This window comes from Alphaproteobacteria bacterium (assembly GCA_039980135.1).
GTDB lineage: Bacteria > Pseudomonadota > Alphaproteobacteria > UBA6615 > UBA6615 > UBA8079.
In genome coordinates this window covers 865,437-889,848 of record JBDXCV010000003.1, presented here as the reverse complement: position 1 = coordinate 889,848, position 24,412 = coordinate 865,437, and the positions used below count along the sequence as shown (strand labels likewise).

Below are 24,412 nucleotides of genomic sequence, written 5' to 3'. Positions count from 1 at the left end.
GTTATGCGTCCATGGATCAAATTGGCAATCGAGGCCGGCCCGCTCGTGGTGTTCTTCGTCGTGAATGGCCGCGACGGGTTGCCGGAATTTCGCAATCTCTGGCTCCCCGAGGGCGGGTCCGCGATGGCCGAGCAGGGTCTGTTCGAGGCCACGGGCGCGTTCATGGTCGCGACCCTGATCGCCCTCGTGACCGGCTGGGGCCTGGAACGTCGCCTGCCTGTCATGCCACTCGTCAGCGGCATTTTCGTTGTTTTTTTCGGCGGCCTGACACTGATCCTCGCCGACGAGACCTTCATCAAACTCAAGCCGACCCTGGTCAACACGCTTTTCGCGTTGATCTTGTTTGGTGGGTTGCTGACCGGCCGGTCACTCCTGAAACCCCTGTTTGGCGCTGCCGTTCAGCTGACAGATCGGGGCTGGCGCAAGCTCACATTGCGCTGGGCGGTATTTTTCGTCTTGTTGGCCGTCCTGAACGAGATCGTCTGGCGCAACTTCGCGACCGACTTCTGGGTCTCGTTCAAATTGTTCGGGATCATGCCGCTGACCTTTGTCTTCGCGGCCGCGCAGACACCGCTGTTCCTGCGGGAGCAAATCGAAGAACCCGCCACAGCCGAGCCGCCCGCACCCACCGATTAGGCGAGCGGTCTGCCGACCTAAACAACCAGGTTCAGATAGCTTCCGCGTGGTGCGTTGGGATTGAGGGTCGCCGCGTCCTTCGGGACCTGGACCCGCGGTTCGGCGGCAGCCGTGCGCTGTGCCTCGGCTTTCGCGGCGGGCGGCGCGGCAGCGTCCCGGCTGTTGGGCGCCGCACCCGGGGCTCGCGACGGTACCGCGGGATCGAGCTGGCGGAGAATGGCCTGGAGCGACGAAGGCGTATTCGAAACGGTCATTGGCAGCTACCGATAAAACTTTAGACAAGTTCAACATATGGCCCCGTTACTTAATGAATGACTAAGGCCGCCGGTATCGCCATTTACCAGTTGGCAACCGGGACGGCGCATAGTGTCGCGACGTAACGACCGAACATCGTGAGGTCGCAATCCGGGAGTCGAAGTTGTTTGCAGAAAGCCAGGCCGAGAGCGTTCTCGACGTCGATGCATTGCTGCGTCTGGCCCGCGACAGGTCCGCCGCGGCGCGGCGCGATCTCGTCGAAATCATCAGTGATCTGTTCTTCGATCAGGACCGCATCCTGAGCGAGCGCGAGCGTGCCACCATGTCGGACATTCTGCGGCAACTGATCCACGACGTCGAAATTTCGGTCCGCAAGCATTTGGCGATCCGCCTGTCGGACGAACCCCAGGCGCCGTCGGAACTCATCTATGCCCTGGCCAACGACAATGCGGAGATCGCCCACCCCATACTGATGCGCAGCGACGTCCTGAAAGACGCCCAGCTCATTGAAATAATTCGAAATAGAGACCTCGAGCACCAGCTGTCCGTCGCCATGCGCGCATCGCTTTCCGAGTCGGTCTCGGACGCGCTGGTCGAGACCAGCGAAGTCACGGTCATCGAGCGGCTCCTGGAGAATCCCGGCGCCGAAATCGGACGCCAGGCCATGACCTATCTCGTCGAGCAGTCCCAGCGCGTCGATGCCTTTCAGAACCCGCTGATCCGCCGCAAGGACCTGCCCACGGATCTCGCCGAACGCATGTACTGGTGGGTCTCCGCGGCACTACGCACCGAGATTCTGGACCGCCATGACCTGGATGCGGCACAGCTCGATGATGTCATGGAATCGGCCATCGAGGCGGCGGTCCGGGCCGATTCGGAATTGGTGCCCGGCGACGTTGCGGCATCAAAACTAGCCAGCCGAATGGTCGAGCAACACGGTCTGTCCGCCGAGCTTCTTATTCAGGTCCTGCGGGCCGGCGAAGTCTCGCTCTTCGAACACATGGTCGGGCAGGCGACGGGGTTACGCCAGCCCCTCGTCCAGCGCCTGATCTACGAGTCCGGCGGCGAGGGCTTGGCCATCCTGTGTCGCGCCATCGGTTTTTCCGCCGCCGATTTTCATACATTGCGCGGCCTGTGTCGCGAGGCGCGCCCGCAACGCAAAGAGGCCTACCCCGTTTCACGCACGCAACCGGAGTTGTTTTACGAGCAGATCAAGTCCGGTGCGGCGGAACAGGTGCTGGACCGCTGGCGCCGCAACCCCGACTATCTCGACCTCCTGCGCCAGATTGAGGCCCTCGCAATCGATCCAGCCTGATCCGTGGTGTATCCGACGAATGTAACGGATTGTAATATTATTTCAATACTAGCCCCGTTGTGTTTCAATAAGTTACGTGTTTACGCCGATTCAGAAGGCATAAATCTTGCATGTTCTTGTATTGTCGGAACATCATACCGAGGTTTTTAGCCGATAGTGTTTCGAGATGCGTCACTCTGGCGCTAATTTGAGAACTGGTCGTCGCAATATGCGACGCGAGCGGAGACGAAGATGTCGGGTTCAGGTAGCGGCAGCGGTTCAGGTAGCGGCAGCGGAGCCTATGACGACCTGTCGGTGATTCTGGGCGACCACACGCTGGGCGACCAGGGCGGTGGCGAGATCATCTTCGGGGCCGGTGAAGGCAACGACACCATCGAGGGTGGCGCAGGTAATGATTTCATCGTGGCCCGGGGCGGCGCCGACACCGTCGAGGGCGGTGCGGGCGAAGACGCGCTGTTTGGCGACTATTTCGACGACTGGTACGACCGCTCCAACGGGTCCGGCACGGGCGGCAGCGCCTCCGCGGCCGGCGGCTCCGGCAGCGGCACCGCCGTCACGTTCAACGACTATCTCTCCGGCGGCGCGGGCAGCGATTTGCTCGTCGGCGGCATGGGCAATGACGAATTGCGCGGCGGCGACGATGCCGACGTGCTCTACGGCGACACCTATGGCGGCGGCGACAGCGAATATAGCTGGGGTGCCGGCTGGGAAGATCCCCGCTTCGATGCCGAGACTGGTGATGCGGCCGGCAGCGGCGTCACCTACACATTCGATGACCTACTCAACGGCGGGGCAGGCGACGACACGCTCCTCGGCCAACTGGGTTCGGATACGATTTATGGCGGGCTTGGTGCCGATACCCTGTTCGGCGGCGTCGGCAACGATACGCTCGTTGGCGGAACCGAAGCCGGCGAGACCGAGAACACGACATTCCTGTCCGAGACCTTCGACGACGGCGCGAGCGGGTTTACATATGCCGACGACGCCTTCCGCAACACCGACAACGGGTATTACGCAAGTGGTTCGTCCGGGTCCGGCTCGGGCACGGACGGCCATGTCGAAGTAGAGCTCGGCGGCATCAACGGCACTGACATCACCGACGGCATGTCCGGCGGCTTCTCCAACAGCTTCAACGTCGGCGGCGCCGCGACCAACGCCCAGATCACATTCACCTACCAGCTCGACGCGTCGAGCAAGCTCGATCGCGACGAATATGCAGACGTTCTAATCAGCATCGACGGGCAGCTCGTCGGCCTGAACGGCAACGACTACGTCGTGCGCGACTGGGGCGGCGGCGACAATGACGGCTGGCAGACGGTCACCATCGACCTCGGCAACCTCTCGGCAGGCGACCACACGGTCACCCTTGGCGGCTTCCTGAACAAGAAAACCAGCTCCAACGAAGACGCGTTCATCAAGTTCTCGGAGGTCGAGATCACCGGCGATGTCGCCGTCGGCGAGGATTCGGGCGACGACGTGCTCGACGGCGGCGCGGGCGACGACAGCCTCGCGGGCGGCGCGGGCGACGACACGCTCGACGGCGGGACCGGCAACGACACCCTCGAGGGCGGCGCGGGCAATGACTCGCTGGATGGCGGGGCCGGAAACGACACCCTCGACGGCGGCGATGGCAACGACACGATCGAGGGCGGCCAGGGCGCCGACACGATCGACGGCGGTGCCGGCAACGATACGATTTATGGTGGATCGGACGGCGGCGGCAGCTCCGAGGTCGTGACCCTGGTCGACGAGGACTTCAACAGCGACGATGGCGGTTTCGCCTATGCCGACAACATGTTCCGCGGCGCCGATAACGGCGAGTACGCCAGCGGCACCTACAACAGCGGGAACGGCGAGATTTCGGTCGCCCTCGGCGGCATCGACGGCGACGACATCACCGACGGCATGTCCGGCGGCTTCAGCAAGGACTTCACGGTCAGCGAGACGTCCACCGGCAGCGAGCTGACGTTCAGCTACCGGCTGGAGATGAGCGGCGAATACGAATCGGACGAATATAGCGAAGTCCTGGTCAGCATCGACGGGCAGCTCTACGGCGTGGGTGGCCACGACTATGTCCTCAAGGTAAATGGCGACGGCGGCGGCGGCAGCGACTATGACAGCGGCTGGGTGACGGTCACGATTGACGTCGGCGACCTGGCACCGGGTTCACACACGGTCACACTCGGCGGCCATGTGAACAAGAAGACCTATTCCGACGAAGATTCCGAGATCAGCTTCACGAATGTCTCCGTCTCCGGCACCCAGGCCATCGCGGCCGACGAGGGCGAAGACGTCATCGACGGCGGTGCGGGCGACGACACCATCGACGGCGGTGCCGGCAACGACACCATCGACGGCGGCGCGGGGACCGACAACATCTACGCCGGCGACGGCGCCGACAATCTGACCTTCATCGGCGGCGAGAATGGTGGCGGCATCGACATTTACGACGGCGGCGTCGGTTCCGACACGCTGACCGTGTCGCTGACCCAGGCCCAGTTCGACGATTCCGACATCTACGCCGACCTTCTGGCGCTGCAGGAGTTCATCACGAACAACAGCGACGCGAACACCGACAGCGGTGCAACCGAGACCTTCTCCAATCTGGGCATTCGCGTCCAGGACATGGAGAATATTGTGCTGCTTGTCGATGGCGTGGAGACCGACATCCGGCTGCCGGACCTGTTCACCGAGAACGCCGATACCGTCGACTTCAACAATGTGGTCGCGGGCGAATATTTCGACGGCAGCCAGTATGACGCGCTCGACGATGACGACACGGTCACGCTTGCGGGGAGTGCCGCCGAGGCCACCGAGGCCGGGTTCGACACCAACGAAACCTTCCACGGCGGCGACGGCAACGACACGATCACCGGGCGCGGCCTGGATGACCGTATTGACGGCGACGCGGGCGACGACACGCTGACCGGTGGCGCGGGCAACGACACCCTCGACGGCGGCGACGGCAACGATACGCTGGCGGGCGGCGCGGGCAACGACACACTCCGCGGCGAGGCCGGCGACGATACACTGACCGGTGGCGACGGGAATGATTCACTCGACGGCGGCGCGGGCAACGACAATCTGGCCGGTGGCGACGGTGTCGATACCCTGGCGGGCGGCGACGGGGTTGACGTGCTCGACGGCGGTGCGGGCAACGATACGATCGACGGCGGCGCCGGAAACGACACGATCGAAGGCGGCATGGGTGCCGACACGATCGACGGCGGTGCCGGCAACGACACGATATTCGGCGGCGAGGACGGCGGCGGCGAACAGACGGTCTCGCTCATCGACGAGGACTTCAGCAGCGACGACGGCGGCTTCGCCTATTCCGACGGCCATTTCCGCGGTGCGGGGAATACGGACGATTCCGTGGGCACGTATGATTCCAACGCCGGCACGCTGTCGCTGACGCTTGGCAGCGACGACACCAGCGACGAATACGACATGGCGGGTGCGTTCACGAAGTCATTCACCGTCTCGGACGCCACAACGGATTCGACCCTGAGCTTCACCTACCGCATGGTCCACAATGACGGCTTCGAATCCAACGAGTACACGGAAGTGCTCGTGGAGATCGACGGCCAGCTCTATGGCCAGAACGGCAACGACTATATCGACCGCGCCTATGGCGACGGACAGGGCAACAACAGCTACTACGACAGCGGCTGGGTGACAGTGAATATCGACATCAGCGATCTCGCGCCCGGCACCCACGAGATCAAGCTGGGCGGATATCTCAACCAGAAGACCTATTACGACGAATATTCCGAGATCAACTTCTCCGATGTGTCGGTCTCGGGCACCCAGGGCACGGCCGCGGACGAGAGCGCCGATGTCATCGACGGCGGGGCGGGCGACGACACCATCGACGCAGGTGCCGGTAACGACACCATCGACGGCGGCGCGGGCACCGACGATATCTATGCGGGCGACGGCGCCGACAACCTGACCTTCGTCGGCGGTGAGAATGGCGGCGGCATCGACATCTACGATGGCGGTGTCGGCTCCGACACGCTGACCGTGTCCCTGACCCAGGCCCAGTTCGACAATTCGAACATCTTCTCCGACCTGCTGGCGCTGAAGGAGTTCATCGAAAATAACAGCGACGCCAACACCGACAGTGGCGCGACCGAGACCTTCTCCAATCTGGGCATCCGGATTCAGGATATGGAGACGCTGGTCGTCCTGGTCGATGGCGTGGAGACCGAGGTCAACCTGCCCGACCTCTTCACCGAGAACGCCGATACCGTCGACTTCAACAATGTGGTCGCGGGCGAATATCTCGACGGCACCCAGTATAACGGACTCGACGGCGACGATACGGTCACCCTGGCGGGCAATGCCGGCGAGGCATCCCAGGCCGGGTACGACACCAACGAAACCTTCCACGGCGGCGACGGCCACGACACGATCACGGGCCGCGACCTGAACGACCGGATCGACGGCGATGCGGGCCACGACACGCTCACGGGCGGCGGCGGCAACGACATCATCGATGGCGGTGACGGCAATGACACGCTCACCGGCGGCACCGGAAACGACACATTGCGGGGCGAAGCCGGCGACGACACCCTGGTGGGCGGTGACGGCAATGACAGCCTCGAAGGCGGTGCCGGCAACGACACCCTGACCGGCGGTACCGGCAGCGATACCCTCGATGGCGGCGACGGCAACGATGTCCTGACGGCGGGTGACGGCAACGACACCCTCGCCGGCGGCGCCGGGGTGGACACGCTCACCGGCGGCACGGGCAATGACAGCCTCGACGGCGGCGCGGGCAACGACACGCTCACCGGCGGCGACGGCGTCGATACGCTGACAGGCGGTGACGGCGACGACACCCTCGACGGCGGCACAGGCAACGATACGCTGACGGCGGGCGCCGGTAACGACACCCTGAGCGGCGGCGGCGATCGCGATACGCTGGATGGCGGCGACGGCGACGATACGCTTGACGGCGGTCAATCGAATGACGTGCTCATGGGCGGTGCGGGCAATGACATTCTGGATGGCGGCGACGGCACGGACATGGTCGACGGCGAAGCCGGCGACGACACCGCGACGATGGTCGGCGGTCAGCATGGCGGCGGCATCGACCAGTTCGACGGCGGCACCGGTACGGATACGTTGCGCCTGTCGCTGACCCAGTCCGAGTTCATCAACCCCAACATCTATGCCGACCTGCTGGCGCTGAAGACATTTATCGAGACCAACAGCGACGCCAACACGGATTCCGGCGCGACCGAAACCTTCACCCATCTCGGCATCCAGGTGCAGGATTGGGAAGATCTGGTGGTCCTCGTCGACGGTGTCGAGGTGGATATCGAGCTGCCTTCCTTGTTCACCGAGACTCCCGATATCGTCGATTTCGATACCGTCACGGCCGGAAGCTACGAAGCAGGCTCCCAGTACAACGCGCTTGCGCTCGACGACGTGGTCACCATGGCCTCGTCACTTGCCCAGGCCGCAGAAGCCGGGTTCGACACGACCCTCGACTTCCATGGCGGCGACGGCAACGACACGTTGATCGGCCGCGGCCTCGACGATCTGCTTTACGGCGATGCGGGCAACGACACGCTCACCGGCGGCGCGGGCGACGATACGCTCGTGGGCGGCGCGGGCAACGATACAATCACCGGCGGCGACGGCATGCGCGACAACCTGTCGGGCGGCGACGGCAATGACAGCATCACCGACCTCGACGGTGTGCTCGAGGCCCATGGCGGTGCGGGCAACGACGTCATCGCACTGACATTCGATTCCGACTGGGACGACGACAACAACAACGCGACCGACCCGGCATCCACCAACCGCATCTCGGGCGGTACGGGTGCGGATATCATCACCGTCACCATGGCAAGCCTCGGTTTCGCCATTGCGCTCGATGCCGACGGCGCGTCCGCCAGCGAGGATGACGGCAATGACACGGTTACCCTGACCGGCCTCTATGAAAGCTCGCTCATCACGCTCGGCGGCGGCAATGATATCTTTGTCGGCGGCAACGGCGACGACACGGTGGAAGGCGGCGCGGGGATCGACAACATCAAGGGTGGCCGCGGCAACGACATCCTGTTCGGCGACGACGGCAATGACCGGCTGCGGGGCCAGTCCGGTAACGACACGCTTTACGGCGGCGCCGGCAATGACCGGCTGCAGGGCCAGGGCAACAACGATATTCTCGACGGCGGCGAAGGCGTTGATAGGCTCGAGGGCGGCGGTGGCGACGACATCCTGTTCTTCGACCCCGGCCTCGAAACGGAGACCGATTTCGGCACCTTCTATGCCCTCGAAGATTCGAAGGTCACCGGTGGATCCGGCACAGACACCCTGCAGGGCAGCGCGCTCGGCGACTTCATCGATTTCAATAATGATGCGCTGTTCACGGACATCGAGATCGTGCGCGCCGGCGCGGGCGACGACTATGTTGTCGGCAAGATGGATACAACGCTCGACGACCAGTTCCTGGTCTTCGCCGGCGACGGCGACGATGTCGTCTCCTTCTTCTCGGTCACGACGGCCAATTTCGATCTGAGCCACATCGACCCGTCCTTCAACGCAACGACCGACACCTGGACCATCAACTACACCGGTAGCGGGTCGAGAACCGTCAATCTGAGCCAGGCGGACATCGTTGCGTCAGCCACCGGCGAAGTCGGCAACTGGGACCCCAGCTCAGGGCTCGGCAACCTGTTCCCGGGGAGCCCGAATTTCCTGTCGGCCAACTACATCGACGGCGGGTCGGGCGTGAACACCCTGTTCGGCTCGGAAGGTTCTGACATCATCTTCGGCGGCATCAACACCACAGATGACAAGACGCTAGCCACGTTCGATGACAAGATCTACGCCAATGGCGGCAACGATATTCTGATCGGTGGCGACGGCTACGACACCTATTACATCGCGCGCGACGGCGGCGATAACTTCATTTTCGACGGCAACACCAACACCGGCGGCTACTCCAACGGCCTCGTCTTCTTCGAAGGCTTCGAGAATGGCGACAATGTCACCATCGACTATGAAGACAGCAACGGCGCCGACAACGGCGTCGGTACCGGCGACGTCAGCTTCGTGAACAACCAGGACGGCACCTGGACGATTTCGTTCACCAGCAGCGAAGGCTCCGTGACCTTCGCCGGCCACGAAATCAGCGACATCAACCTGCAGGACAACAAGGAAGGCGGCACCGGTGGTATCACCGTGAAGTACCGCTTCAACGATGGCGGCACGACCAACGACTTCAGTGACGACACATATGACCTGACGCCGTAGGGCGCGGGAATAGCCGGATACCCTGCCGTTTTCCTGACCGGATCAACCGGTTTTTCAATCGATAAACAGCTTACGCCGCCGCTCCCGGCGGCGTCTTGCGTTCACGATGCGAGTCGCATTCGGTATCACCGTATGTCGCAATGTGGAGCGGTTTCGGTAATTAAATGAGTCAGAATGAGATGATACCGAAATTATATTACCACCAACCGCCGGTTCGCATGGCCTGAAAATTGCTTCTTCTATAGGCAGTTATGGTTTTGTGCATCGCAAGCCCGCCCATATTGGAATACGATAGTACCAAATATCGGAAAGCCTCGAGCCCATGATTACCTACCTCGACCATCTCAGCATCGTCCTCGGCGACCACACGCTCGGCCTCAACGGCGGCGCGGGTCGCGTCGGCGCGGGCACGACGGAAGACGAGACTTTCCTGTTCGGCGACGGTAACGACATTCTCGTCGGCGCCGGCGGCGACGACATCCTGACCGGCGGACTGGGCGAAGACGCCCTGTTTGGTGATGGCTATAGCAGTGTCGCGTCCGGTTCGGCCGCGAGTTACGACGACACCCTCGACGGCGGCGCGGGCAACGATCTGCTGGTCGGCGGCATGGGCAATGACAACCTCCAGGGTGGCGATGGCGCCGATATTCTGTTCGGCGACACCTTCGGGGACGATCAGGGCACCCATGGCTGGGGCGGCGGCTGGCTGGATCCCGCGTTCAACGCCGGGTCCGGCGCGGGTGCCGGCGGTGCGACCTTCAATTTCGACGACTTCATTTCCGGCGGCGACGGCGCGGATATCGTCTATGGCCAGTTGGGCAACGACGTGCTTCACGGCAACGAGGGTGCGGACACCATCCGCGGGGGTGTCGGCAACGACACCATTTATGGCGGCCAGGAAGATAATTTCGCGACCGAAGTGACCGTGTTGTCGGAAGATTTCAACAGCAACGATGGCGGCTTCGCCTATGCCGACGGTGCCTTCCGCGGCACCACCGCCGGCGCCTATGAATCCGGTTCCTATGATGGAGGCAACGGCGAAATCTCGGTCGCGCTCGGCGGCGTGAACGGCGACGACATCCTCGGCATGTCCGGCGGATTCAACAAGACCTTCGCCGTCGACAACAGCTCCACGAGCACACAGATCACCTTCCAGTACCGCCTGCAGATGTCCAGCGAGTTCGAGTCCGATGAATATGGCGAGGTGCTCATCAGCATCGACGGCCAGCTCTACGGCCTCAGCGGCAACGATTACATCGTACGCCAGGCGGGCAATGGCAACGGCGGCAGCGACTATGACAGCGGCTTCATCGAGGTCACCGTCGATCTGGGTACGCTTTCCGCCGGAAACCACACCCTGACCATGGGTGGCTTCCTCAACAAGAAGACCTTCTCCGATGAGGACATCGAGGTCAGCTTCACGAATGTCGAGATCAAGGGCACGCAACTGACCGACGATACGGACACCAGCGACGACACGCTGTTCGGCGAGTCCGGCGAAGACTCGATCTTCGGCGGCGCGGGCAACGACACGATCGACGGCGGCTCGGGCGCGGACACGATCGAGGGCGGAGCCGGCAACGACATCCTGACGGGCGGCGCACAGGAAACCGTGGCGACCGTCGTCGATGTGCTGAACGAGAATTTCACCAGTAATGACGGTGGCTTCGCCTACTCGGACGGTCACTTCCGCGGTGCGGGAACCACCGACGATTCGGTCGGCGCGTATAATTCGAATGCCGGTGAACTCGCCATCACCCTGGGCAGCGACAATACGAGCAACGAATACGACATGGCGGGCGCCTTCACCAAGACGTTCAACGTCTCGGACGCGACGGCCGGCACGACATTAAGTTTCACCTACCGCATGATCCACCATGACGGTTTCGAATCCAACGAGTACACGGAAGTCCTGGTCGAGATCGACGGCCAGCTCTACGGCCTCGGCGGCAATGACTATATCGACCGCGCCTATGGCGACGGCCAGAACAACAACAGCTTCTACGACAGCGGCTGGGTCACCGTGAATATCGATGTCAGCGACCTCACGGTCGGCAACCACGAGATCAAGCTCGGCGGCTATCTCAACCAGAAGACCCATTACGACGAGTATTCCGAGATCAAGTTCACCGACGTCAAGGTCATCGGCACGCAGGATGTGACCGAGGAAGACGGCATCGATACGATCTCCGGCGGGCTCGGTGACGACACCATCTCCGGCAATGACGGCGACGACATTCTCGACGGCGGTGCCGGCAACGACATCCTGACCGGCGGCGCCGGGCTCCGTGACTCCCTGACCGGCGGCGAGGGCAACGACACGCTGACCGACAGCGATGGCGTCCTCGAGGCCCATGGCGGCGACGGCAATGACGTGATCAACATCACCTTCGACGCGGCCTGGGACGATGACGCCAACGCCGGGACCGATCCCGCATCGACCAACAAGATATCCGGCGGCGCCGGCAGCGACGTCATCACCGTCACCATGGCGAGCCTCGGCTTCGCCATCGCGCTCGATGCCGATGGCGCCTCCGAGACGCCCGAAGACGGCAACGACAACGTGACCCTGGCCGGCCTCTATGAAAGCTCGCTTATTACACTTGGCGGCGGCAACGATGTCTTCGCGGGCGCCTCGGGCCTGCGCGGCGATGACGTGGTCTATGGCGGCTCGGGCAACGACAATATCCGCGGCCGGCGCGACGAAGACATCCTGTATGGCGGCGACGGTAATGACCGGCTGCGCGGCGACAACGAGAATGATCAGCTCTATGGCGGCGCGGGCGTCGATCGGCTCCAGGGCGGTAATCAGAACGACTATCTCGACGGTGGGGCCGGGGCCGACAGGCTCGAGGGCGGCAACCATGACGACATTCTGCTTTTCGACCCCGGTGCCGCGCTGCTCCTGGGTAGCGAAACCGTGTATGAGCTCGAGGACACGCTCGTCACGGGTGGCAGCGGCACCGATACGCTCCAGGGAAGCACGGGTGCAGACCTGATCGACTTCAACGACACGCGTCTTGTCAACGATATCGAAATCGTGCGCGCGGGCGCGGGTGACGATTATATCATCGGCCGCCTCGACACCTCGCTGGCCGACCAGTTCCTGGTCTTCGGCGGCGAAGGTGACGATCTCGTCTCCTTCTTCGCCGTCACGACCACGAATTTTGACCTCAGCCATATCGACCCGTCCTTCAATTCCACGACGGGGACCTGGACGATCGGTTATACGGGCGGCGGCGCGCAGTCCATCTCGTTGACCCAGGCTGAAATCGTGGCGTCGGCGGGCGGCGATGTCGGCAACTGGGACCCGAGCGTGGGCCTCGGCGGCAACTTCCCGGGCGCGCCGAATTTCCTGTCGGCCAACTATATCGACGGCGGCTCGGGCGTGAACACGCTGTTCGGCTCGGAAGGCTCGGACATCATCTTCGGCGGCATCAACACCACCGACGACCAGACTCTCGCGACCTTCGACGACAAAATCTATGCCAACGGCGGCAACGACATCCTCGTCGGCGGCAGCGGCTACGATACCTATTACATCGCGCGCGACGGCGGCGACAATTTCATCTTCGACGGCAACACCTACACCGGCAACTTCTCGAACGGCCTGGTGTTCTTCGAAGGCTTCGAGAATGGCGACAATGTCACGATCGACTATGAAGACGAGCAGTCCAACGATCTGGGCGTGGGCACGGCGGACGTGAACTTCGTCAACAATCAGGACGGCACCTGGACGGTTTCATTCACCACCAGCGGCGGATCCGCCACTTTTGCCGGCCACGAGATCAGCGACATCAACCTGCAGGACAATGCCGACGGCGGCACAGGCGGTGTCACCAAGGAGTACAAGTTCAACGACCACGGCACGGCCAGCTTCGCCGACGACACCTACGATCTGCAGTAGAACAGACGGCGATTCCCCGCCCATCGCCTTCACATTGAACCGCTAGACGCCCAGCCGCTGGGCGATCACACCGAACCAGCGCACCAGCGGTGCCGTCCGGTCGGTGCCGATCGCGAACTCCGCACCCCGCGCGCAGAGCGCATAGGCGCCCGCCGCCGTGACCCTGACCTTGTCCTCGGCCAGGCACATCGCCTCGTCCCACCAGTCCCCGTCATCCTTGTAGTGGACCACCAGCGCCAGCCGGACCGCCGTGTGGAACGTCGCGTAGGTGAGGAAATACTCCCGCGCGACGGCCGGTGACATCTCGGCAGGTGCATTCGCCACCGCGATGTCCGCCAGGCCGGACACGTTCGGCACATACTCGTCGGCCAGCAGCCAGGCGAAATCATCGAGCGCGTTGCGCGCGCCGCAATGTTCCCAGTCGAACCAGCCAATCGTGCCGTCGTCCTGTACCACCGCGTTGCCCGGCCGCGCGTCCCACTTCAGGAAACAGGGCTCGCCGGCCCGCAGGAGGTTCACCAGGCCGTCCACGTCGAGATCGGGCGCCGCGGCTTGCAGAGCCTCGCCGATCCGGTTCGGCGTGTCGATCAGGTCCCGCAGCCAGCTGTCGGCGACCCCCAGACGAACCACCTTGCCGTGCAGTTTCGTCTCGGCACCGATCCGGTGAATCTTTGCCAGTCCCGCAGCAGCAGACGACAGCAGATCGCGCGCGCGCGCCGGTTCACAGTCCATCAGGGCATGGGGCAGACGCTCACCGGCCAGATACTCCTGGATCAGCCAGACCCCGTCATAGGCATGGACCGCCGGCACCGGGGCGCCATGCTCGTGCAGGGTCTTGAGCACATTGGCTTCGAGCATCGAGCGTTGCGGTCGTTTACGGCGGGTCGCGATAACCGTCAGATCGTCAAGGTAAACCCGCACGGAACGGCGCGACTGGCTGGCAGGCCAGTCGACATCGGTCGCCTTCCGATCGAGAAGCCGCTCGCACGCGGCGGCGGCCTCATCGGCAAAGGCCTGCGGATCACGAACCCGGCGCGTCGCCACAACGACCCCTACGACCCTGCGAGGGCGGCGACACCCGGCAGGGTCTTGCCTTCGAGCCATTCGAGGAAGGCGCCGCCCGCGGCGGACACATAGCTGAAATCATCGGATACGCCGGCATGGTTCAACGCGGCGACCGTATCTCCACCGCCCGCAACAGACAGCAGACTGCCGGATTTCGTCAATTCTGCGGCCGCGCGGGCCACCGCGATGGTGGCCATATCAAACGGCTCGATCTCGAACGCACCGAGCGGGCCGTTCCAGAGCAACGTGCGCACCTCGGCAATGCGCGCCGCGAGCCCAGCCACGCTTTCGGGCCCGACATCGAGGATCATCTGATCGCCGGGCACCGCATCCACCGGCACCACGCGGCTCGCCGCGCCGGCCTTGAATTCTCCCGCGATGACCACATCGGACGGCAGCACCACCTCGCAGCCGATCTCGTCGGCCCGGGCAAGGATGCCGCGCGCCGTGTCCGCCATATCATGCTCACACAGCGATGCACCCACATCGATGCCCATGGCGTTCAGAAATGTATTCGCCATGCCGCCGCCGATCGCGAGATGATCGACACGCGTGATCATGTTCCCGAGAAGATCGAGCTTGGAGGCGATCTTGGCGCCGCCGACAACGGCCAATACCGGCCGTTGCGGATTGCCGAGCGCGCCATCCAGTGCCTCGAGTTCCGCCTGCATCAAGCGACCCGCATAGGCCGGCAGAAGATGCGCGACGCCTTCCGTGGACGCATGCGCGCGATGGGCCGCCGAAAAGGCGTCGTTCACATACGCGTCCGCCAGTTTGGCCAGTGCGCCCGCGAAGTCCTTGTCGTTCGATTCTTCACCCAGATGATAGCGGGCATTTTCGAGGACCAGAATGTCACCGTCGACCATCGCGCCCGAGGCATCGAGCGCCGCATCGCCGATACAGTCCGGCGCGAACGCGACCGGTCGCCCCAACACCGCGCCCAGTTCCTTGGCCACCGGTGCCAGCGACATCTCCAGCACCCGCTCACCTTTGGGACGTCCGAAATGGGACGTCACCAGGATTCTCGCGCCCTTGTCGGCCAGCTCCAGAATGGTCGGCGCCAGCCGCTCGAGCCGGGTCCGGTCCGTGACCTTTCCGTTCGCCATGGGGACGTTCAGGTCGGCGCGCAGCAAAACCCGTTTTCCGGCTGCATCAAGATCGTCGAGGGTGCGAAACGTGCTCATGTTGATTGGATTTCCGTGTGAACCGATGAGATGTGAACCGACGGGATACAGACGGGATGCAGCACCTGCGCGCCGGTGACCCCGTTATACCAGCGCGAAGATCACGGTACAGCAGGATGCGACATGATGGCCCGCCTCGTCCGCCCGCCTAGCCGACCCGCCGCATCTCGATCCGGCGCAGCAAAAGCATCAAACCGCTGCCGGCCAATGCCGCCACCACCAGTGTCGTCGGTGCCGAATCCCAGCTCTGCGTCACCGTGACGACCTTCGCCATCGCCACCGGGCCCACGAGCTGGCCGAGCTGCGAGCCCTGCATCATCAGGCCCGTCGTCGCACCCACCAGGGCAGCCGTCGGCGCAACGACCGCCGCGGTGGCGAAGAGACAGGCCGGAATGATTCCCGCGACGAAGGACAGGAAGATGGCCGCGCCCAGACGCACCCCGAAGGTCAGGCCCGCGTCATACATCAACAGCGCACTCGCCCCGACCAACGCGAAGGTCGTGATCACCAGCTTCCAGCGCGCCACCCCGCGATGGATTGCAATCCCGCCAACGACATTGCCGGCCACGTTGACCGCGGTCACGAACGCCGTCAGCGGCGCCACGCGTCCGAGCCCGAGGGATTCCGCCTCCACATAGAAGGTTGGAAGCAGCGCCACCACGGTCACATGGATCGACGAATAGGTCGCGAAGGTCAGTGCCAACACCAGCGGCCCGGCCCGGGTGAAGGTCCGCAGCGCCTGGCCGAAGGGTGGCGCAGCGGCCGGGGCCGCGATCACGCCCTTGTGGCGCGTCCCATAGGCAACGAGCAGCATCACCAGAATCGCCAGCACCCCGTTCACCGACCAAAGGCCGCGCCAGCCTGCGGCTTCCAGGATGACCGGCGTTACCAGGATCATCACGGCCACCCCGGCCGGCCAATACCCACCATAGAATCCGAAGATCAGCCGATGGTGGCGCGGTGCGGCAAACTGCAGGAAAAGCGCCGGCGCGACGGCAACGACCACCACGAAGCCGAACCCTTCGAGGACGCGGCTTGCCAGCAGCATCGCGAACCCCTCGGCGCCCGCGCCAACGAAACTCGCCGCAGCCATCGCCACGAAGCCGGACAGCAGCAGCTTGCGGTGCCCCAGCCGGTCTCCCAGCGCGCCGGCGAACATGCCGAACGCGATCCCCAGCAGGTTGAAAATGGAAATGATCCAGACCCCCTCTTCCAGGGTGAGGCCAAGTTCGGCCTGCATTACCGGCAACGCGACAGGCGCCTTGCCGATCTGGAAAGCCGCCGTGACCGATGCCAGGACGACGACGGTCACGGCAAACCAGTTGGTCCGCAGCCGCGGCGCACCCGTGGGGGTGTCGTGCAAACTCATGAAGCGCGATCAGGCTTTCGGGGCGATATGGAGATAGAGCCGCGGGCCGCTGAGCGACACCGTGGGTCGATAATGGTCGGCCTTGTGATGGGGCACCACATCGCGGATCAGCGAATCGAGCATCCAGGCCTCGCCGCCGGTGTTGACCACCAGCACCGCATGCTGGCGATTGCGGTTCTGATCGAGGACCAGCACGATCCGCATCCGCGCCGGGTGGAAGCCCACTTTCTCCAACAGCTTGAACTTGGCCATCGCGAAGTCTTCGCAGTCGCCGCCATTCTTGAAGAAGGTCGCCGTGTCGGCCCAGAAATCGCGCAGCCCGTAATTGTCGATATCCTCGATATACGGCATCCGGTTGGCGAAATCGTTGACCATGCGCATGCGTTCGTGGGGGCTGAACGCGCCGGCGGCCTGGAATATCGCGTCCGTCGTGCCGCCGCCGACGGCGGATACCGGCACGGTCTTGACCACATTCTGCGCGAAATTCGAGGCGATCTCGGCCTCGAGCGGCTTTATCGCCGCACGCGCGCGCGGCAGCTTCTTGACCGTGCTGCCGATGAAATATTCCCGTGTGCCGAACAGCGCCGGAAAGCCGCTTCCGGGCTTGGAGACATCTTCAACTCCGGCGGCCGCCACCGTCGCCCAGGATGACATTCCCGCCAGTGAGGCGACCGCACCGGCACCAAGTGCCGAAAGAAAGGCCCGTCGTTCCAATTTACGCCGCTCCGTGGGAAAGCCCGTTAAGCTTTCATTAAGCGAGAAGCTATCACCGCAATCCACCAAGCCCCAATCACTATTTCGTCGCGTGGTTAACGCGCGGCGCAGGCGAAAAACGGACTATCCGGCGAGCGCGACCGCCAGATCGAGCAGCATCTCGTCATTCCCGTGGCCGGCGATCACGCCCAATCCCACCGGGCCGTCCGGGGTTTCACCCAGCGGCAGAGAGACCTGCGGAAGGCGTGCCAGCGGGGCGGCACAATTATAGAGCTCGTTCCGGGTACGCAAATCGTCATAGACATCCTCGCCGGCACGGGCCACGGGTGCTGCCGCGGGTGCGGCCGGAACCAGCAGGATCGCATCGTCACCCAGGGTACCGGCCATATAGCCGTCGATCATCGCGCGTTTTGACATGGCATCGGCGATATCGGCCGGCCCGTAGGCGCCGCCGGCCTCGAACCGCTCCCGGAAATACGGGCCCATCTCCGGGTCCGCCGCCCGCATCCACGCCAGATGTGAAGCGGCGGCCTCCGAGCCCCGCGTCACCTGCATCGCCTGCTGCCAATCCGGATAGCCGCCCGCCAGCCCGGCGCGTTCGCTCGGGCGGATCGGCTTGGCCGCTCCACACAATTCTTCCACACGCGCGATCGCGGGGGCCAGCGCCGCACGCACATCGTCATCCATCAGCGCGAAGGCATCCTCGGCGATCAGCACCCGCGTCGGCGGCGGCTTGTCGGCCCAATCCAGAAGCACCGGCGCGATCCACCTGAACAGGGGCGCTTCGCGGGCAAACCAGCCGCAGGTATCGAGGCTCGGGGCCAGCGGCATGATTCCCGCCAGCGGCACCCGACCGTGGCTGGGCCGGATGCCATACAGGCCGCAAAACGACGCCGGCACACGCACCGATCCGCCCGTGTCCGTGCCCAACGCAAAATCCACCAACTCCGACGCCACGACCGATGCCGAGCCCGACGACGACCCACCGGGTATCCGTCCCGCTGCGCGGGGATTGACCGGCGTACCGTAATGGTAGTTTTCCCCGATCAGGCCGTAGGCGAACTCCTCGGTGATGGTCTTGCCCGCCATTTCGGCACCGGCATCGAGGAGCAACTGCACGACGGCGGCGTGGCGTGGGGCCGGGTCGTGGCTGGCATACCAGTCCGGATTGCCCGCCCCCGTGACGATCCCCTCGACATCGATGATGTCCTTGACCGCGAATCGCAGCCCCCCGAGCGGCCCGTCGGATGCCCCGGCGACGGCCACCCTGTCGATATGGCTGCAAAAGCCCGACACGAATGTCCCGAAAAGATCACTCAAATCACTCTCCCCCATCACCTGCCGGGGAGTCTATGTCCGCGTGCGCCGCCGGCCAAGCCACCGCCAACACATACTCGCCCGGCGCGTCCGCCCGCGACCAGGTCGACGTCACGACAGATTACCCCGCGCCCTTTTCATGCGCCGAATTCGCGCAGACCCGGATCGAATTTCCCATGCGCCGCAATGCGCGGGGGGTGGCCATCCAGGGCACGGTGCAGGTCGTCGTCATCATGATCATGCGCCGCGTCGCCACAGGGCTTCAGTGCTTACCCGGTCGCGCGCCCGTCTCCGGCGATGTGCCCCAGCGGCAGCGCGGTGCGATAGCTGACCTGCTTCAGCGCGAAGCTCGACTTGATGCTCGCCACGCCGGGGATTCTGGTCAGATGCTCCAGCAGGAAATGCTGGAACGAGTCCAGGTCAGGCGCCACCACCCGCAGCAGATAGTCGCTATCGCCGGTCATCAAATAGCACTCCATGACTTCGGGTCGTTCGACGATCCGCCGCTCGAATTCCTCCAGCGCATTGTCGACCTGGCGCTCCAGAGACACCTGCACAAAGACGCTCACCGGCAGGCCGATGGCGGCCGGGTCGAGCAGCGCGGCGTAGCGCCGGATATATCCCTCTTTCTCAAGGTTGCGGACCCGACGCAGGCAGGGCGACGGCGACAGATGCACCTTCCGGGCGAGGTCCGCATTGGCCATGCGCGCGTCGGCCTGGAGTGTATCGAGAATGTTTCGATCAATCGTATCGAGATCATTTATTGGCATATTCCGCCCCATCAACAGGTTCTAGACAATTTCTATTGCTTGAATTGACGATATTCGAGCCATGTTCGCAACTCTCGAGGTCGGCCGAACTGTTACGATCAGGGTCTTCTCAGCCGACTCCGGAAAAGCCGATGCCCCGCCGCAAAGCCGACCCCAGGACGATCCTCTCGAATGTGGACATCCCGACCCTCGAGGCCCTCGAGCGCAAAATCCTCTGGCTCTCGTCATGGATGATCCACAACGCCAACCATCTGCGTGAGAACCATGACGGGCTGAAGGTCGGCGGCCATCAATCGTCCTGCGCCTCCGCGGCGACGCTCCTGACGGCACTCTATCTCCATAGTCTGCGCGCCGAAGACCGGGTCGCGGTGAAGCCCCACGCCTCGCCGGTATTTCACGCGATCCAGTATCTGCTGGGCCGCCAGGACCTGGCCAAGCTTCAGGATTTCCGCGCGCTCGGCGGCGCCCAGTCCTACCCGTCGCGGACCAAGGACACCGACGACGTGGACTTCTCCACCGGCTCCGTCGGTCTCGGGGTCGGCGCCACGCTTTTCGGGGCGATGGTGCGCGACTATGTGCATCATCACGGCATGGCCGAGGGCCGCCCGAACGGCCGGCTGGTCGCGCTCATGGGCGACGCGGAGCTGGACGAAGGCAACGTCTTCGAAGCGCTGCTCGAAGGCTGGAAGCACGACGTACGCAATCTGTGGTGGGTGATCGACTACAACCGCCAGAGCCTCGACGGGGTCGTGCACGATTATCTGTTCCAGCGCATCAAGGACTTCTTCGGCACCGTCGGCTGGAACGTGGTCGAACTGAAATACGGCAAGCTGCAGGAGGCCGCGTTCCAATTGCCCGGCGGCGATGCGCTGCGTAATTGGATCGACGAATGTCCGAACCAGCTTTACGCCGCGCTGACGTATCAGGGTGCCGATGCCTGGCGGACCCATCTGAAAACAGACATCGGACGGGTGAAAGGCGTCAAGGCGCTGCTCGACGACCATGACGACGACGCCCTGCAGCGCCTGATGACCAATCTCGGCGGCCACGACATGGCCGCCACCCTCGAGGCCTTCGCGGATGTCGGCGACGACGACACGCCGCAATGCTTCGTCGCGTATACGATCAAGGGTTTCAACACCCCGCTGGCCGGCCACAAGGACAATCACTCCGGCCTGATGAACCCGGACCAGATGGCGGCCTTCAAGACGAGCCACGCCATCCGCGACGGCCATGAATGGGACCTCGCCGAGGGGCTCGACCTGTCCGAGGACGCCATCCGCGCTTTCCTGTCCGACGTGCCGTTCGCCCAGCGGCCCCATCCCGATCCCAGCCCGAAGATTCCCGTCGCGGCGCTGCCCGCCCCCAGCGACAAGCGCATGTCGACCCAAGAGGCGTTCGGGCAGATCCTCAACGATCTTGGCCGGGGCGACAGCGAACTGGCGAGCCGGATCGTCACCACCACCCCCGACGTCACGGTCACGACCAATATGGCCGGGTGGGTCAACCAGCGCGGGCTGTTCCACCACGAAGACACCGCAGACGTATTCCGTGACGAGAAGGTGCCCTCGGCGTTCAAATGGTCGATGAGCCCCGAGGGCCAGCATATCGAGCTCGGCATCGCGGAGAACAACCTGTTCCTGTTGCTCGCCGCGGCAGGCCTCTCGGACAAGCTGTTCGGCGCCCGGCTGCTGCCGGTGGGCGCGCTGTATGACCCGTTCATCGCGCGCGGCCTCGATTCCCTGAACTACGCCTGTTACCAGGACGCCCGTTTCATGGTCGTCGCGACCCCATCGGGGATCACGCTCGCGCCGGAAGGCGGCGCCCACCAGTCGATCAACTCGCCCCTGATCGGCCTTTCCCAGCCGGGCCTCACATCGTTCGAACCCGCCTATGCCGACGAACTTGCCCACATCATGCAGTGGGGCTTCGGACATATGCAGGCCGACGACGGTGGTTCTGTCTATCTACGGCTTTCGACCCTGGCCATCGACCAGCCCACGCGCGACTTCGCACCCGTCGCCGACGACGTTCTCGCCGGCGCCTATTGGCTGCGCGAACCCGCACCCGACGCGGAACTCGCGATCGCCTACACCGGCGTCGTCGCACCGGAAGTGATCGCCGCCCATGACGCGTTGCTGGAGGATATCCCCGGCGCCGGGCTGCTGGCGGTCACATCGGCCGACCGGCTCTACGCGAATTGGCAGGCGGCGACCCACGCCCATGCACGCGGACCAGACGTCGCGCCGTCCCATATCGACAACCTGCTGGGCCGGCTCGCCCCGGACGCCGGTATCGTAACCGTGCTCGACGGGCATCCCGCGACCCTGGCCTGGCTGGGCGGGGTCGCCAGCCATGACGTCGCAGCGCTGGGGGTCGAAAGCTTCGGCCAATCCGGCAACCTGGCCGACCTCTACCGGACCCACGGGATCGACGCCGACGCCATCCTCGACGGCGCGGCGGCGGTTATCACCAAGCGCATGCGCAAGCGTGGCGACGTGCAGCACATGGCCGCCGAATAGGGCCGGGCGGGTTTAAAACCCGCCCCTACACTGGACCGAAACATCAGCATTGGCTGTAGGGGTGGGTCTCTGACCCGCCCGCCAACGCGCAGCGCGAAGAGAAACCCGGATAAAAGTGCGGGCTAGTTGCTATGAATCGCGGTCGGCGGCTTTGCGCTCCTGCCGGGCGATGTAGACTACCGCGCCGACGATCACGGCCCCGCCGACCCAGGTCCAGATAGTCGGCACCTCGGCAAAGATCAGAAACCCCAGCGACGATGTAAAAATCAGTCGGGAATAATCATAGGACAGCACCGCCGACGCCTCCGCCGCCGTGAAGGCGCGCACGAGGCAGATATGCGCACCCAGCCCCACCGCGCCCAGCATCGCCATCCAGAACAGGGCCATCGGCGTCGGCCACGCCCAGGCAAACAGCGCCGGCACCAGGGTGAATGGCACCGATCCGATCGCCAGCCAGGCGACGGTCGTTGTCGGCGCGTCATCCTTGGACAGGTATCGAATCAACAGGTTCGATCCGGCGATGAACACCGCCGAGATCAGCGGCAGCGCAAACAGCGGATTGACGTCTGACACGCCCGGGCGCAACACGATCCAGACCCCGGCGAAACCCACCAGTGTCGCGATCCAGCGCCGGGCCCGCACCACCTCGCCGAGAAAAAGCGCGGCGCCCATCATCCCGAACAGGGGTGCAGCAAATGTCAGCGCCGAGACCTCGGCAAGGGGCAGATTGGCCTGGGCGGTGACCAGCAGAATGAGCCCCGTCATGGAGAAGGCAACGCGTAGCAGCTGGCCGGTCGGGTGCGCCGAACGCAGCGCGGTGCGCCGGTGGACAATGATCCAAGGCAGGATCAGCCCGAGCAGCACCAGCGAACGCCAGAAAGAAATGATCAACGGGTCGGCGCCCGCATCCACGGCGAAGCGAACCCACACACCATGGGTGCCAAAAAACAACGATGCGCCCAGCATCCAGATCGCACCGCGTATCGGTGCGGGCAGTTTGGCGAAGGCGTCAGACAACCCGGTTGGGGACCATTTCGCCCGCGAGAAGAAAGTCGAGCCCGTCAAGCAGCATATCGCCCATCGCCGCGCGCGAGCGCTCGGCACCGCTGCCGATATGCGGCGTCATGAACACGTTGGGCAATTCGAGATAGGCCGGATGGATGCCGTTCGGTTCGCCATTGAAGACATCCAGCCCCGCCGCCGCGACCTTGCCGGATCGCAGGGCATCGACCAGCGCGTCATCGTCGACCAGTTCACCGCGGGCGATATTCACGACGATCGCGCCATCCGGCAACAGCGCGATCCGCTCGGCGTTGAGAAAACCTCTCGTCTCGGGGGTCGAGGGCGCGCAGATCATGAAGAACGGACTCTCGGGCAGCAAACCCTCGATGCTGGTGAAATAACTCGCGCTCTTCTCCTGTTCGAAGGGCAACCGGGTGCGGTTGTGATAGCGGATCGTCATGTCGAAGGCCCGCGCCCGGTCCGCGACCGTCCGGCCGATCCGGCCCATGCCGAGGACTCCCAACGCCGAGCCGGTGATCTCCTTGCCGATCATCTGGCGGGGCGACCAGCTGGTCCATTCGCCGGCCCGCATCATCGCGGCGCCCTCCGTCGCACGCCGTGCGGCACCCAGAAGCAACAGCATGCCGATCTCCGCCGTCGGGTTTGTCACCGCGTCGGGCGTATTCAGCACCGCGACACCCCGCGCCTTGGCCGCGTCCGTGTCCACATGATCGAGACCGACGGACAGGGTAAGAATCGCCCGCACGCTGTCGGGCAGCCGGTCAATGGTCGCGGCGTCCATCGGCTCGGTCACGCAGATCAGCAGCGCGTCCATCCCAACAGCACCCGCAACCAGTTCGTCGGCGTCCATGATGTGGTCGTCTTCATTGATCACCGCATCATAGTCGGCGGCGAGCCGGTCCTCTGTCGCTGCGAAGTGGCGCCGGGTTACAAGAATTTTCGGCTTGTCGTTCATCCGCTCAGGCTCTGCTGCAATCGCCGGCTTCGCGGCCGGCATTTTCGGTGATGCCTGCACCATCCCACCCCAGTAGAGTGCGGGCAACAGACATCCCAACAGATA

14 protein-coding genes are annotated in these 24,412 nt (G+C 64.0%); 5 read left to right on the top strand and 9 right to left on the bottom strand.

Annotated elements, in window-relative coordinates:
* The first annotated feature begins 3 nt into the window (after window positions 1–3).
* Window positions 4–636, top strand: a complete 633-nt coding sequence (locus ABJ363_06185; protein ID MEP4378570.1) for a septation protein A — start codon at window positions 4–6, stop codon at window positions 634–636.
* A gap of 17 nt (window positions 637–653) precedes the next feature.
* Here the strand turns inward: ABJ363_06185 and ABJ363_06180 are convergent, their stop codons facing one another.
* Window positions 654–890: a hypothetical protein gene (locus ABJ363_06180; GenBank protein MEP4378569.1), complete on the bottom strand. Its 237-nt coding sequence runs from the start codon at window positions 888–890 to the stop codon at window positions 654–656.
* 164 nt (window positions 891–1,054) lie between these two features.
* On the opposite strand from ABJ363_06180, the gene ABJ363_06175 reads away from it, so the two are divergent.
* From ABJ363_06175 to ABJ363_06165, 3 genes are all read left to right on the top strand, one after another.
* Entirely contained in the window at window positions 1,055–2,206 is a 1,152-nt protein-coding gene (locus tag ABJ363_06175) for a DUF2336 domain-containing protein (GenBank protein MEP4378568.1), read from the top strand.
* Between the two features lie 231 nt (window positions 2,207–2,437).
* The gene (locus tag ABJ363_06170) at window positions 2,438–9,481 is read left to right on the top strand and encodes a calcium-binding protein (protein MEP4378567.1); all 7,044 of its coding nucleotides are present in this window, start codon (window positions 2,438–2,440) and stop codon (window positions 9,479–9,481) included.
* Window positions 9,482–9,803: 322 nt separating this feature from the next.
* Window positions 9,804–13,388 carry a calcium-binding protein gene (locus ABJ363_06165; protein ID MEP4378566.1) on the top strand — a complete coding sequence of 1,195 codons (3,585 nt, stop codon included), beginning with the start codon at window positions 9,804–9,806 and terminating at the stop codon, window positions 13,386–13,388.
* A 42-nt stretch (window positions 13,389–13,430) separates the two neighbouring features.
* Here ABJ363_06165 and ABJ363_06160 read toward each other — a convergent pair whose 3' ends face one another.
* From ABJ363_06160 to ABJ363_06135, 6 genes are all read right to left on the bottom strand, one after another.
* Window positions 13,431–14,432 (bottom strand): hypothetical protein, encoded by a 1,002-nt coding sequence (locus ABJ363_06160; GenBank protein MEP4378565.1) that lies wholly within the window; start codon window positions 14,430–14,432, stop codon window positions 13,431–13,433.
* Between the two features lie 8 nt (window positions 14,433–14,440).
* On the bottom strand, window positions 14,441–15,637 hold the full coding sequence (locus tag ABJ363_06155; protein MEP4378564.1) for a phosphoglycerate kinase: 1,197 nt from the start codon (window positions 15,635–15,637) through the stop codon (window positions 14,441–14,443).
* Between the two features lie 148 nt (window positions 15,638–15,785).
* Window positions 15,786–17,006 (bottom strand): MFS transporter, encoded by a 1,221-nt coding sequence (locus ABJ363_06150; GenBank protein MEP4378563.1) that lies wholly within the window; start codon window positions 17,004–17,006, stop codon window positions 15,786–15,788.
* A gap of 9 nt (window positions 17,007–17,015) precedes the next feature.
* Window positions 17,016–17,720, bottom strand: a complete 705-nt coding sequence (locus ABJ363_06145; protein ID MEP4378562.1) for a transglutaminase-like cysteine peptidase — start codon at window positions 17,718–17,720, stop codon at window positions 17,016–17,018.
* Between the two features lie 123 nt (window positions 17,721–17,843).
* Window positions 17,844–19,040, bottom strand: a complete 1,197-nt coding sequence (locus ABJ363_06140) for an amidase (protein ID MEP4378561.1) — start codon at window positions 19,038–19,040, stop codon at window positions 17,844–17,846.
* Between the two features lie 266 nt (window positions 19,041–19,306).
* Complete coding sequence (locus ABJ363_06135) at window positions 19,307–19,807, bottom strand: Lrp/AsnC family transcriptional regulator (GenBank protein ID MEP4378560.1); 501 nt, start codon at window positions 19,805–19,807, stop codon at window positions 19,307–19,309.
* Window positions 19,808–19,938: 131 nt separating this feature from the next.
* Here ABJ363_06135 and ABJ363_06130 point away from each other — a divergent pair, with 131 nt between their 5' ends.
* Window positions 19,939–22,329 carry a transketolase gene (locus tag ABJ363_06130; protein MEP4378559.1) on the top strand — a complete coding sequence of 797 codons (2,391 nt, stop codon included), beginning with the start codon at window positions 19,939–19,941 and terminating at the stop codon, window positions 22,327–22,329.
* A 129-nt stretch (window positions 22,330–22,458) separates the two neighbouring features.
* On the opposite strand, the gene ABJ363_06125 is transcribed toward ABJ363_06130, so the two are convergent.
* Window positions 22,459–23,346 carry a DMT family transporter gene (locus ABJ363_06125; protein MEP4378558.1) on the bottom strand — a complete coding sequence of 296 codons (888 nt, stop codon included), beginning with the start codon at window positions 23,344–23,346 and terminating at the stop codon, window positions 22,459–22,461.
* The gene (locus ABJ363_06120) at window positions 23,339–24,394 is read right to left on the bottom strand and encodes a D-glycerate dehydrogenase (GenBank protein MEP4378557.1); all 1,056 of its coding nucleotides are present in this window, start codon (window positions 24,392–24,394) and stop codon (window positions 23,339–23,341) included. The genes ABJ363_06125 and ABJ363_06120 overlap by 8 nt, the downstream gene beginning before the upstream one ends.
* Window positions 24,395–24,412: the final 18 nt, after the last annotated feature.